A 12,281-nucleotide genomic window follows, 5' to 3' on the forward strand; every position below is an offset into this window, starting at 1 on the left:
GCGTATGATCCACAAGAACTGGGCCGAGCTGATCAAGCCGACGCAATTGGACGTCAAGCCCGGCGCCGATGCGACCCGCACCGCCACCGTCGTTGCCGAACCGCTGGAACGCGGCTTTGGCCTGACGCTGGGCAATGCCCTGCGTCGCGTGCTGATGTCGTCGCTGCAAGGCGCTGCGATCACCAGCGTGCAGATCGACAACGTGCTGCATGAATTCTCGTCCGTCGCGGGTGTCCGCGAGGATGTGACCGATATCGTCCTGAACCTGAAGGGCGTGACCCTGAAGATGGACGTTGACGGCCCCAAGCGCCTGACCCTGACCGCCAAAGGTCCGGGCGAGGTCAAGGCTGGCGACATTCAGGAAACCGCTGGCATCACCATCCTGAACCGCGATCACGTGATCTGCCATCTGGATGACGGCGCCGATCTGTCGATGGAACTGACCGTTGCCAATGGCAAGGGCTATGTCGCCGCCGACAAGAACCGCCCCGAGGATGCGCCCATCGGTCTGATCCCGATCGACGCGATCTTCTCGCCGGTCAAGCGCGTCAGCTATGAAGTCACGCCCACCCGCGAGGGCCAGGTGCTGGACTATGACAAGCTGACCATGAAGGTCGAAACCGATGGTTCGCTGACCCCGGACGACGCCGTGGCCTATGCTGCGCGCATCATTCAGGACCAGCTTTCGGTCTTCGTGAACTTCGAGGAACCGGAAGCAGCCCGTTCGCAGGCTGACGATGACGGTCTGGAATTCGACCCGCGCCTGCTGAAGAAGGTTGACGAGCTGGAACTGTCGGTCCGTTCGGCCAACTGCCTGAAGAACGACAATATCGTCTATATCGGCGACCTGATCCAGAAGACCGAAGCCGAGATGCTGCGCACCCCGAACTTCGGCCGCAAGTCCTTGAACGAAATCAAGGAAGTTCTGTCCGGCATGGGCCTGCATCTGGGCATGGATGTCGTGGACTGGCCGCCGGAAAACATCGAAGACCTGGCCAAACGCTTCGACGACCAATTCTGACCAGGTGGTGCGTGTAAACACGCACCCTACGGTCTTGCAAACGGGTAGGGTGCGTGTTTACACGCACCTTCCCAATACCGGGCATCCCGCCCCAAGGAGAGCGGCCCGCACGCATGGGCTGCCGGACAAAGCAAAAGACGTAAACGGAGAATCATCATGCGTCACGCACGTGGCTATCGCCGCCTCAACCGCACCCACGAACACCGCAAGGCGCTGTTCGCCAACATGGCCGGCTCGCTGATCGAGCACGAGCAGATCAAGACGACCCTGCCGAAAGCCAAGGAGCTGCGTCCGATCGTTGAAAAGCTGATCACGCTGGCCAAGCGTGGCGATCTGCACGCTCGCCGTCAGGCCGACGCCCAGCTGAAACAGGACAAGCACGTTGCCAAGCTGTTCGACGTTCTTGGCGCCCGCTACAAGGATCGTCAGGGCGGCTATGTCCGCATCCTGAAGGCCGGCTTCCGCTATGGCGACATGGCGCCCATGGCCATCATCGAACTGGTCGACCGTGACCCGGCCGCCAAGGGCGCTGCCGATCACGCCCGCACCGAGGCCGAATCGCAGGTCGCTGCCGAGGATTGAAGCCCGGTACCCTGATGCAGAAAGGGCCCCGCAGCATCGCTGCCGGGGCCTTTTTTCGGGGTAAAGCCTTGATCCAGATGTCGGAAGTGCCGGCAAGGGGCGCGCGATTCGATCGAATCATGGCCGGCGAATCCGGCTTTGATACTAAACGGATGCCGCATCTGGACACCAACCATGTCCGCCAGGATGCCGTGACTGGATGATTCGTACGCTTGCCAGACAGATATACCCGTCCAATCAGACAGGGGGGGCTTGGTCTGCCGCCCAAACCGACTATCTTGGGCAAGTAAACGGTCTTGTTTGGTCTGTCGTAGAGGGCTTGTTAATCTTTTCCGTCTAAACAGCTTGGACCGACCACTTAATCGTTGACCCGAATACTTACAATTTGTCTAAAAGGTTATGTCTCCTAGAGCCGATATCAATGCCGCGTTGCGAACCCTTAACCGTCTGACACCCGCGGGGTATTTTGTCGGACTGCATATTCGTTTCGCCGCGCCGCTGATGCAGTTCCAGACATATCCCGAGCAGTGGTCCGAATTTTATTCTGCGAATGGTTATGCGCTTCGCGACCCGACTATAGCCTGGGGATTTTCAACGACCGGGGCCTGCCGTTGGTCAAGCCTGCCGGTCCCGGACCCCTTCAGTATCCTCAAGGATGCGGCTGATCACGGACTTGTCTACGGGTTGACCGCTTCGCATGGCCCGATTGCATCACGGACGATCGCCAGTTTCGCGCGCGACGACCGTGAGTTCACGGATGACGAGATCCAGGAGATCTCGGCAACGGTACGACGGCTCCATGCAATTACAGAGCCGCCGGCGAGCCTGACAAAGGCTCAGAAAGAAGCCCTCCGGTGCATCGCGGAGGGCGATCGCCATGCAGCAGCGGCCGCCAAACTTGGCATCACTGAAAGCGCGTTCAAGGCTAGGCTCATTTCGGTGAGAGAACGTCTGATGGCCCGTACCACGGCCGAGGCGCTTCAGCGAGCCAAAGAATACCGTCTGCTCTAGGCGTCGCCCATGAGGGTCCGCGCCACACCGGGATTGGGTAGCCCTAACCCCAGGAGTAGTAACAATGCAGACCACTACACTTTCATTCTCCAACCTCCACAATCACGGTGAACTGTTCGCAAACCTGTTCCGTGCCCGACGGCAAAGTTTCATCGTCCAGAAGAACTGGGACCTGCCGGAAGAAGAGGGGATGGAGTTCGACCAATATGACACCCCGCAAAGCCGCTGGGTCGCGATCCATGACCTTGGCCGTATCATGGCAGGGTTCCGTCTGACGCCGACGACGGCGCGCTGCGGCATCTATTCCTATATGATCCGCGATGCGCAGCAGGGGATTCTGGGCGGGACCATCCCGTCCGGGCTGTTGAATGAACTGGCGCCGCAGGACCCACAGGTCTGGGAATGCACGCGCGTGTTCGTCAGCCACTCGATCCCGCAGCAATACCGCCGCAGCGTCCACGGCCGCATGGTCGAGGCGATGACCTCGACCGCGCGCGAACTGGGGGCCACCCGGCTTATCGCGCTGACGGCGGGTAACTGGGCCCGCTGGTACGGGCGTTGCGGGCTGGATGCGCAGGCGATCGGGCCGATGCTGACGATCGACGGCGGGCAGTTCCAGTGCGTCTCGATCAATCTGGCCGCGAAGCTTCACTGAGCGGCTGTTTTGGGGGGCTACCATCGCCATGGCGGGCGGCGTAAGCTGCGTTCGCCATGGCAGACCTTTTCGATAACATCCCCAGAACCGGCGGCGCGAAAACCGCAGCGCCCCGACCGCTTGCCGACCGGCTGCGACCGGCGCGGCTGGACCAGGTCATCGGACAGGACCAGGTTCTTGGTCCCGACGGCCCTTTGGGTGCCATGCTGGCTGCGGGCAGCCTGTCCTCGCTCATCCTGTGGGGGCCGCCCGGTGTTGGCAAGACCACCATCGCGCGGCTGCTGGCCGATGCTACCGATCTTGCCTTTGTCCAGATCAGTGCAATTTTCACCGGCGTCCCCGAGTTGCGCAAGGTGTTCGAAGCCGCGCGCCTGCGCCGCCAGCAGGGTCGCGGCACGCTGTTATTCGTCGATGAAATCCACCGTTTCAACAAGGCGCAGCAGGACGGCTTTCTGCCGCATATGGAGGATGGCACGATCCTTCTGGTCGGCGCCACGACTGAAAACCCCTCATTCGAATTAAATGCCGCGCTTCTCAGCCGGGCACAGGTTCTGGTGCTGAAGCGACTTGATCTGGCGGATCTTGAAAGGCTGACCCAACGCGCCGAGAAGGAACTGGGCCGCAAGCTGCCGCTGACTGCCGAGGCGCGCGATGCGCTGCTGGAAATGGCTGATGGCGACGGGCGTGCCTGCCTGAACCTGATCGAGCAGGTTGCCGCCTGGAAGATCGACGGCAAGATCGGCCCCGATGCGCTGTCACAGCGGCTGATGCGACGGGCGGCGAAATACGACAAATCGGGGGAAGAACATTACAACCTGATTTCCGCCCTGCATAAATCGGTTCGCGGCAGCGACCCCGATGCGGCGCTTTACTGGCTGGCCCGGATGCTGGAGGGCGGCGAGGATCCGCGCTTTCTGGCCCGCCGCATCACCCGGATGGCGGTCGAGGATATCGGCCTGGCCGACCCCGCCGCCGCGCGTCATTGCCTTGATGCCTGGGCGATCTATGAACGCCTGGGCAGCCCCGAGGGCGAGTTGGCCCTGGGGCAGGCGGTCATCTATCTGGCGCTGGCACCGAAATCGAATGCGGGCTACGTCGCCTATAAGGGCGCGCGGGCCGAGGCGCGACGCACCGGCAGCCTGATGCCGCCGGCACATATCCTGAACGCGCCGACCAAGATGATGAAGGAACAGGGCTATGGCGCCGGGTATGCCTATGACCACGATGCCGAGGACGGGTTCAGCGGTCAGAACTATTTCCCCGACGGTATGAAGCGCCCGGTGCTTTACACCCCGGTCGAACGCGGTTTCGAGCGCGACCTGAAAAAGCGGCTGGACTGGTTCGTCGCACAGCGGCTGAAGCGCGGCGGTTGACTTTGCGCCGCCGCAGACCCAGAGGTGCGGCATGATGAACCCATTCCTTCAGGTCGCCATCGGCGGGGCCATCGGCGCCACCGCGCGCTATGGCACCTATCGCCTGATTGCCGTGCATGGTCCCGGTTTTCCCATCGCCACCGGCGTGGTCAATGTGCTGGGCAGCTTTGTCATGGGGCTTCTGGCGGCGCTGATGGCGCATCGCATCGGCAATCACTATGCGCCGCTGCTGCTGACCGGCGTGCTGGGCGGGTTCACGACATTCTCGGCCTTTTCGCTGGACGCGCTGACCCTGTGGGAACGCGGTCAGATCGGCGGCGCGGCCATCTATATCATCGGTTCGGTTCTGCTGTCGCTTCTGGCGGTCATTGTGGGGCTGGCAATCGGACGGGGGCTTTGGGCATGAGCGGGGTTCAGACCATTCGCGTCGGCGCGGATGAGGGCGATCAGCGGCTGGACCGCTGGCTGAAGAAGAAATTCCCGCAGCTGTCGCAGATCGCGGTCGAAAAGATGTGCCGCAAGGGCGAATTGCGTGTGGATGGCGGCCGGGTCAAGGCCAATACCCGGATCGAGGCCGGGCAAGAGGTGCGGGTGCCGCCATTGCCCGACGCGCGGCCGGCGCCGGTGGATGACGCTCCGCGAATCTCGACCGCAGACGAGAAGATGATCCAGCAGGCCGTGCTGTGGCAGGATCAGCATATCATCGCGCTGAACAAGCCGCCGGGCCTGCCCAGCCAGGGGGGCAGCGGCCAGGGTAACCGCCATGTCGACGGGCTGACCGAGGCGCTGAAATTCGGTTATAAGGACCGGCCAAAGCTGGTGCACCGGCTGGACAAGGATACCTCGGGTGTCTTGCTTCTGGCGCGGACCGATCGTGTGGCGCGCAAGCTGTCCGAGGCATTCCGCGCCCGCACCACCCGCAAGATCTATTGGGCTGCCGTGGCCGGCGTGCCCAGCCCGCGCATGGGCACGATCCGATACGGGTTGGTCAAGGCGCCGGGTCACGGGCGCGGGGGCGAGGGCGAAAAGATGATCGCCGTCCACCCGCGCGACATCGACACGACCGAGGGCGCCAAGCGCGCCACCACCGATTATGCCGTGATCGAGGGCTTGGGCGGGCGCGTCAGCTGGGCGGCGCTGGTGCCGGTCACGGGGCGCACGCATCAGCTGCGGGCGCATATGGCGGAACTGGGCCATCCCATCGTGGGCGACGGAAAATATGGCGGCTCGGGCCAGGAAAATCTGGGTGATGGCTGGGGCGCGCAGCTGGGTGGCGAAATCAGCCGCAAGCTGCACCTGCATGCCCGGTCGATCAGCTTTGATCATCCGGTCACGGGCGAGCGGATCACGCTGACAGCACCCTTGCCCGACCATATGGCGCGGACCTGGAAAACGCTTGGCTGGGCGCCCGAGGACGCGCCTGCCGATCCCTTCGAGGAACAGGAATGAAGCTGTTCGTTTTTGACGTGGATGGCACGCTGGTCGACAGCCAGCACCATATCCATTCCGCGATGAGCCATGCCTTTCAGGCTGCCGGCCTGGTGCCGCTGCCCAAGGCCGAGGTCTTGCAGATTGTCGGCCTGTCCTTGCCGGTCGCGGTTCAGCGGCTGCTTCCCGATGCCGATCCCGCGACGCAGGATCGCGTGGTGGCCGGATACAAGGCCGCGTTCAATATGGCCCGGCTGGATGCCGCGCCGCCGCTTTATCCCGGCGCGCTGGATTGTCTGGATGCGCTGGCTGCGCGCGACGACTGGCTGCTGGCGGTCGCCACCGGCAAATCGCGGCGTGGGCTGAACGCGATGATCGAGGCGCATGGGTTGCAGGGCCGGTTCGCCAGCCTGCAAACGGCCGATGATCACCCGTCAAAGCCGCATCCCTCGATGATGCTGACCGCCCTGGCTGAAACCGGGCTTGATGCGCGGGACGCGGTGATGATCGGCGATACCAGTTTCGACATGCAGATGGGGGTTGCCGCCGGGATGACGGCGATCGGGGTTGGCTGGGGTTATCACGACGCGGCGTTGCTGACTGGCACCGGCGCGGCCGAGGTGGCCGGGGATTTCGCGGGCCTGACCCGCGCTTTGCAAAGGTGGGCGGCATGACAGAGTGGAAGGCGAGGCGGTTCTGGAAGGCAGCGACGCTGCGCGATACCGGCGCGGGCTATGAGGTGCTGCTGGACGACAAGCCCCTGCGCACGCCCGGCAAGCTGCCGCTGATCCTGCCGACCGAGGCGATGGCACGTGCAATCGCAGAGGAATGGGATGCGCAAACCGATGTGATCGACCCCAATTCCATGCCGCTGACCCGCGCGGCCAATTCCGCCATCGAAAAGGTCGCCCCGCAATTCAACGCCGTGGCTGACATGCTGGGCGAATATGGCGGCACTGATCTGCTGTGCTATCGCGCCAGCGAACCCGACGCGCTGATCCGCATGCAGGCCAAGGACTGGGATCCGCTGATTGACTGGGCGGCCACGCATCTGCGCGCGCCCTTGCAGATCACCCATGGCGTCATCCCCGTGGCGCAGGATCCGGCGGCCCTGCAACAGCTGCGCGACCGGATCGGCGCACTGGATGCGTTCGGCCTGACGGCCCTGCACGATCTGGTGACCTTGCCCGGATCGCTGCTTCTTGGACTTGCTGTTTTGCAGGGCAGACTGACCGCGGATCAGGCATTTGCCCTTTCGCGGCTGGACGAGGAATATCAGGCAAGCCGGTGGGGCCGCGACGAAGAAGCAGACGACGCAGCCCGCAATCGCCAGCAGGCCATGCAATCGGCCGAGCGATTCTGGCATCTGTCGCGCCGAGGTTGAGCGACGTGACGTCGCCTGCTTGGTTCTTGACGTGAGGGGATGTATCGGCACAATACCGCCTATTGGGCCATGCCCCTGACCTTTGACAGGTAGGGCAAACCCGAAAAAGGCCGGCGGCGCCGATAAGTGCGCCTCGGTAGTCCAACAGAGAGGAAATTATGAAGAAATCCGTATTTCTTGGCTCGGTCGCAGCACTGGCCGCAGTAACCGGCGGCGCAGCGATGGCAGCCGAGGGCGACACGCTGAAGGCCGTAAAAGACCGCGGCGAACTGATCTGCGGTGTCAATACCGGCCTGGTCGGCTTTGCCGCGCCCGACGCCAGTGGCAACTGGACCGGCTTTGATGTCGCTGTCTGCAAGGCCGTGGCGGCCGCTGTGCTGGGCGATCCGAACAAGGTGAAATATGTGCCGACCACCGGCCAGACCCGCTTTACCGCGCTCAGCTCGGGCGAGGTGGACGTTCTGGCGCGCAACTCGACCTGGACCTATTCGCGCGACACTGACCTGAAGCTCGATTTCATCGGCGTTAACTATTACGACGGTCAGGGCTTCATGGTGCGCAAGGATCTGGGCGTGACCAGCGCCAAGGAACTGGACGGCGCCACCATCTGCATCCAGACCGGCACCACGACCGAGCTGAACCTGGCCGATTACTTCAAGGCCAACAACATGAGCTATCAGCCGGTCAATATCGACAGTAACGCCGAGGGCGAACAGCAATACATGGCTGGTGCCTGCGACGCCTATACGACCGACGCCTCGGGTCTGGCGGCGACCCGCGCGGCATTCGCCGACCCGGAAAACCACATCATCCTGCCCGAGATCATCTCGAAAGAACCGCTTGGGCCGGCCGTTCGCCATGGCGACAACAACTGGGGCGATATCGTCCGCTGGACGCTTAACGCCCTGATCGCGGCCGAGGAATATGGCGTCACCTCGACCAATATCGAGGAACTGGCGACCAATTCCGAGAACCCCGAAGTCCAGCGCCTTCTGGGTGCCAGCGACGAATTGGGCGCGATGATGGGCCTGGACAAGGATTGGGCCAAGCGCGCCATCCTGGCCAGCGGCAACTATGGCGAGATCTTCGCCAAGACCATTGGCGAGGAAACCCCGATCGGGCTGGCGCGTGGTCTGAACGCGCAATGGACCCAGGGTGGTCTGCTGTATGCGCCGCCGTTCCGCTGATCGGCCTTGACTGACACTGAATGCGCGGGGGCAGTCCCCGCGCATTCGACCAAAACAATAAGCCCGGATAACGACTTACGGCAAAAAAGCCGAAGCGCCGGGGACAGGGGAAAATCATGGTAGACATCTCGGCGCAGCCGGGCACGTCGTTCCGTCTTAGCATGCTGCTCTATGATCGGCGCTATCGGTCAATGACGATTCAGGTGATCGTTTTCATTCTGGTCATGGCCGCAGGCTGGTGGCTGGTCGACAACACGATCCGCAACCTTCAGGCATTGGGCAAGGATTTCAACTTCGGCTTCCTGTTCCAGCGTGCCGGATACGATATTCCCTCGCCGCCCATCCCCTATAATTCCGACGATACGCATCTGCGCGCGGCCATTGTCGGGCTGCTGAATACCGTCATCGTGTCCTTCCTGGGCTGCATCGCCGCGACCATCCTTGGCATCGCCGTCGGTGTCGCGCGGCTGTCGAACAACTGGCTGTTTGCCCGGCTGATGACCGTCTATGTCGAGATGTTCCGCAACATCCCGCTGCTGCTGTGGATCCTGATCGTCTATGCGATCTTTACCGAGGTGCTGCCGCCGCCCAATGCCTATCGGGGCGAGAATCCGGCGGCCTCGATGATCCTGTTCGACAATGTCGCGCTGACCAATCGCTATACGGCGATCCCGACGCTTGGGCTGACCAATGATCCCGGTCATCTGGACCTGGGCTATCGGATCACCGTCGATTGGGCGACCATCGCCTTTGCCGTGGTGCTGATCGGTGGCTGGTTCATCCGCAAGGCCGTGCTGAACTGGGCGCAGCGCGTGCAGGATGCGACGGGCGACCGGCCGGTGACCTGGTGGATCAATCTGGGCATCATGCTGGTGCCCTCGCTGCTGCTGATCTGGTATTTTGGCCTGCACCTGATCCCGCCGGAACTGAAGGGCTTCAACTTCGTCGGCGGGCTGAATGTGCAGAACGGCTTTGTCGCGCTGTGGCTGGCGCTGACGCTGTATACCGGCGCCTTCATCGCGGAAATCGTACGCGGCGGCATTCTGGCCGTCAGCAAGGGCCAGACCGAGGCCGCCTATGCCCTTGGCCTGCGGCCCAACAAGACGATGAAGCTGGTGATCCTGCCGCAGGCGTTGCGGGTGATCATCCCGCCGCTGATCTCGCAATATCTGAACCTGACCAAGAACAGTTCGCTGGCGATTGCCGTGGGGTACATGGACCTGCGCGGCACGCTTGGCGGCACGACGCTGAACCAGACCGGGCGCGAGCTGGAGGCCATTTTGCTGATGATGCTGATCTATCTGGCGCTCAGCCTGCTGATCTCGGGCGGGATGAACATCTATAACAGCCGCGTCAAGCTGAAGGAGCGTTGAGATGAGCGATATCCACGCCCAGGACGTTGCCTTCGTCCGAGACAGCATGATCCCCGAATCGCCGCCGCCCCAGCGTCAGGCAGGGGTGGTGAAATGGCTGCGCGAGAACCTGTTTTCCGGCCCCGTCAACACGGTATTGACCATTCTTGGCCTGCTGATCATCTGGTATCTGGTCAGCCATTTCTGGGACTGGTTCGCGCATTCGGTCTGGAATGCGGAAAGCCTGGCCCAATGCCGCGAGATCATCGCCGCGACCTGGGGCGAGGGGGCGCGCGGCGCCTGCTGGGCAGTGATCCGCGAACGCTGGCATCAATACATGTTCGGGTTCTATCCGCCCGCGCTGTATTTCCGCCCCGTCATGGCCTTTGGCTTCCTGATGGTGGCGCTGGCGCCAGTGCTGTTTTCGGAATCGCTGCGCATCCGCCGCTATGTGCTGATCGTCACCGCGATTGCCACACTGGCCCTGATGCTGCTGCTGAAGGCGCCGGCCGGCTGGCTTGCTTTCGCCACCGCCGTCTTTGCCGCCGCCCTGTGGCTGGCCGAGCGCCAGGTCGCCCGGTTGCTGGTCTTTTCCGCGCTTTACCCGCTTCTGGGGGTCTGGCTGCTGTGGGGGGGATCCCTGTGGGGGCCGATCATGGTGCTGGGCGCGATCGGGCTGGGCTGGCTGGCCTGGCGGTTGCTGGTGGGGCTGTCGCCGCTGGTCGCCATGATCGCCGGTGTGGCCGTCACGGTGGGTTTGCTGATGTTCCTGGTCGGTCCCGCCGCAGACGACGCCGAATCGCTGCTGTCCCTGTCGATCATCCCCGTCGCATCAGATCAGTTCGGTGGGTTCCTGCTGTCGATCACCATCGGCGTCGCAGGCATCGCGCTGTCGCTGCCGCTTGGTATCATCCTGGCGCTGGCGCGGCGGTCCGACATGTTCCTGGTGCATACGCTGGCCGTGGTCTTTATCGAGTTCATCCGCGGTGTGCCGCTGATCTCGCTTTTGTTCGTGGCCTCGCTGCTGCTGAACTATTTCCTGCCGCCGGGCACGAATTTCGACATCATCCTGCGCGTCATCATCATGGTGACCCTGTTCGCCGCCGCCTATATGGCCGAGGTCATCCGGGGCGGTCTGGCCGCCCTGCCGCGCGGGCAATACGAGGCCGCCGATGCCCTTGGGCTGGACTATTGGAAGGCGCAGCGGCTGATCATCCTGCCGCAGGCGCTGAAGATTTCCATTCCGGGGATCGTTTCGACCTTCATCGGCATGTTCAAGGATACCACGCTGGTGGTCTTTGTCGGCCTGTTCGATCCGCTGAAGGGGATCTCGGATTTCGTGCGCGCGAACTTTGCCTGGAAGGGCATCTATTGGGAGCCGTTCATCTTTGTCGGCGCCATCTTCTTCATCATCTGCTTCAGCATGTCGCGCTATTCCATGTATCTGGAACGCCGCCTGCGTCGCGAACACCGTTAAGGACGAAGCCATGAGCGAAGCCATCACCCGCGATATCGACCGCAGCCATATGACGGTCAGCGACGAGGTCGCCATCGACATCAGCAACATGAACAAGTGGTACGGCACCTTCCACGTCCTGCGCGACATCGATCTGACGGTTCACCGGGGCGAGCGGATCGTCATTGCCGGGCCGTCGGGGTCGGGCAAGTCGACGCTGATTCGCTGCATCAACCGGCTGGAGGAACATCAGTCGGGCCATATCACCGTCGACGGGATCGAACTGACCAGTGATATCAAGAACATCGACAAGGTCCGGTCCGAAGTCGGAATGGTGTTTCAGCATTTCAACCTGTTCCCGCATCTGACCGTTCTGGAAAACTGCACCCTGGCGCCGATCTGGGTGCGCAAGGTGCCGCGCAAGCAGGCCGAGGCGACGGCCATGCGCTTTCTGGAAAAGGTCAAGATCCCGGAACAGGCGAAGAAATATCCTGGCCAGTTGTCGGGCGGTCAGCAACAGCGTGTGGCGATTGCCCGGTCACTGTGCATGCAGCCCAAGATCATGCTGTTCGACGAGCCGACATCGGCACTGGACCCCGAGATGATCAAGGAGGTGCTGGACACCATGATCGAGCTGGCCGAGGAAGGCATGACCATGCTGTGCGTGACGCATGAGATGGGCTTTGCGCAGGCTGTGGCGAACCGGGTGATCTTTATGGATCAGGGCCAGATCGTCGAGCAGAACACCCCGAAAGAGTTCTTCAACAATCCCAAATCGGAACGCACCAAGCTGTTTCTCAGCCAGATTCTGGGGCACTGAGGGGCACTGGCG

At 62.5% G+C, this 12,281-nt stretch carries 13 protein-coding genes; all 13 read left to right on the plus strand.

Features of this window, described 5'->3' with window-relative positions; translation table 11 throughout:
* Window positions 1-4 precede the first annotated feature (4 nt).
* The 13 genes from FNJ84_RS07860 (at window position 5) to FNJ84_RS07920 (ending at window position 12,269) form a co-directional block, all read left to right on the plus strand.
* Window positions 5-1,021: a DNA-directed RNA polymerase subunit alpha gene (locus FNJ84_RS07860; RefSeq protein ID WP_143792506.1), complete on the plus strand. Its 1,017-nt coding sequence runs from the start codon at window positions 5-7 to the stop codon at window positions 1,019-1,021.
* A 156-nt stretch (window positions 1,022-1,177) separates the two neighbouring features.
* Complete coding sequence (gene rplQ, locus FNJ84_RS07865; RefSeq protein WP_143792507.1) at window positions 1,178-1,603, plus strand: 50S ribosomal protein L17; 426 nt, start codon at window positions 1,178-1,180, stop codon at window positions 1,601-1,603.
* 399 nt (window positions 1,604-2,002) lie between these two features.
* On the plus strand, window positions 2,003-2,614 hold the full coding sequence (locus FNJ84_RS07870) for an autoinducer binding domain-containing protein (RefSeq protein WP_143792508.1): 612 nt from the start codon (window positions 2,003-2,005) through the stop codon (window positions 2,612-2,614).
* A 64-nt stretch (window positions 2,615-2,678) separates the two neighbouring features.
* Window positions 2,679-3,269: an acyl-homoserine-lactone synthase gene (locus tag FNJ84_RS07875; protein WP_143792509.1), complete on the plus strand. Its 591-nt coding sequence runs from the start codon at window positions 2,679-2,681 to the stop codon at window positions 3,267-3,269.
* Between the two features lie 56 nt (window positions 3,270-3,325).
* Entirely contained in the window at window positions 3,326-4,642 is a 1,317-nt protein-coding gene (locus FNJ84_RS07880; protein ID WP_143792510.1) for a replication-associated recombination protein A, read from the plus strand.
* Window positions 4,643-4,673: 31 nt separating this feature from the next.
* Entirely contained in the window at window positions 4,674-5,048 is a 375-nt protein-coding gene (gene crcB, locus FNJ84_RS07885; RefSeq protein WP_143792511.1) for a fluoride efflux transporter CrcB, read from the plus strand.
* Window positions 5,045-6,091: an RluA family pseudouridine synthase gene (locus FNJ84_RS07890; RefSeq protein WP_143792512.1), complete on the plus strand. Its 1,047-nt coding sequence runs from the start codon at window positions 5,045-5,047 to the stop codon at window positions 6,089-6,091. The genes crcB and FNJ84_RS07890 overlap by 4 nt, the downstream gene beginning before the upstream one ends.
* Window positions 6,088-6,744: an HAD-IA family hydrolase gene (locus FNJ84_RS07895; RefSeq protein ID WP_143792513.1), complete on the plus strand. Its 657-nt coding sequence runs from the start codon at window positions 6,088-6,090 to the stop codon at window positions 6,742-6,744. The genes FNJ84_RS07890 and FNJ84_RS07895 overlap by 4 nt, the downstream gene beginning before the upstream one ends.
* On the plus strand, window positions 6,741-7,454 hold the full coding sequence (locus tag FNJ84_RS07900) for an ATP12 family chaperone protein (protein ID WP_143792514.1): 714 nt from the start codon (window positions 6,741-6,743) through the stop codon (window positions 7,452-7,454). Before FNJ84_RS07895 ends, FNJ84_RS07900 begins: the two co-directional genes overlap by 4 nt.
* Window positions 7,455-7,612: 158 nt before the next feature.
* Window positions 7,613-8,641, plus strand: a complete 1,029-nt coding sequence (locus FNJ84_RS07905; RefSeq protein WP_143792515.1) for an amino acid ABC transporter substrate-binding protein — start codon at window positions 7,613-7,615, stop codon at window positions 8,639-8,641.
* Window positions 8,642-8,757: 116 nt separating this feature from the next.
* Window positions 8,758-10,014, plus strand: a complete 1,257-nt coding sequence (locus FNJ84_RS07910; protein ID WP_143792516.1) for an amino acid ABC transporter permease — start codon at window positions 8,758-8,760, stop codon at window positions 10,012-10,014.
* A 1-nt stretch (window position 10,015) separates the two neighbouring features.
* Window positions 10,016-11,470 (plus strand): amino acid ABC transporter permease, encoded by a 1,455-nt coding sequence (locus tag FNJ84_RS07915; protein WP_143792517.1) that lies wholly within the window; start codon window positions 10,016-10,018, stop codon window positions 11,468-11,470.
* 10 nt (window positions 11,471-11,480) lie between these two features.
* Entirely contained in the window at window positions 11,481-12,269 is a 789-nt protein-coding gene (locus FNJ84_RS07920) for an amino acid ABC transporter ATP-binding protein (protein ID WP_143792518.1), read from the plus strand.
* Window positions 12,270-12,281: the final 12 nt, after the last annotated feature.

Source organism: Paracoccus sp. M683 (assembly GCF_007096355.1).
Lineage (GTDB): Bacteria > Pseudomonadota > Alphaproteobacteria > Rhodobacterales > Rhodobacteraceae > Paracoccus.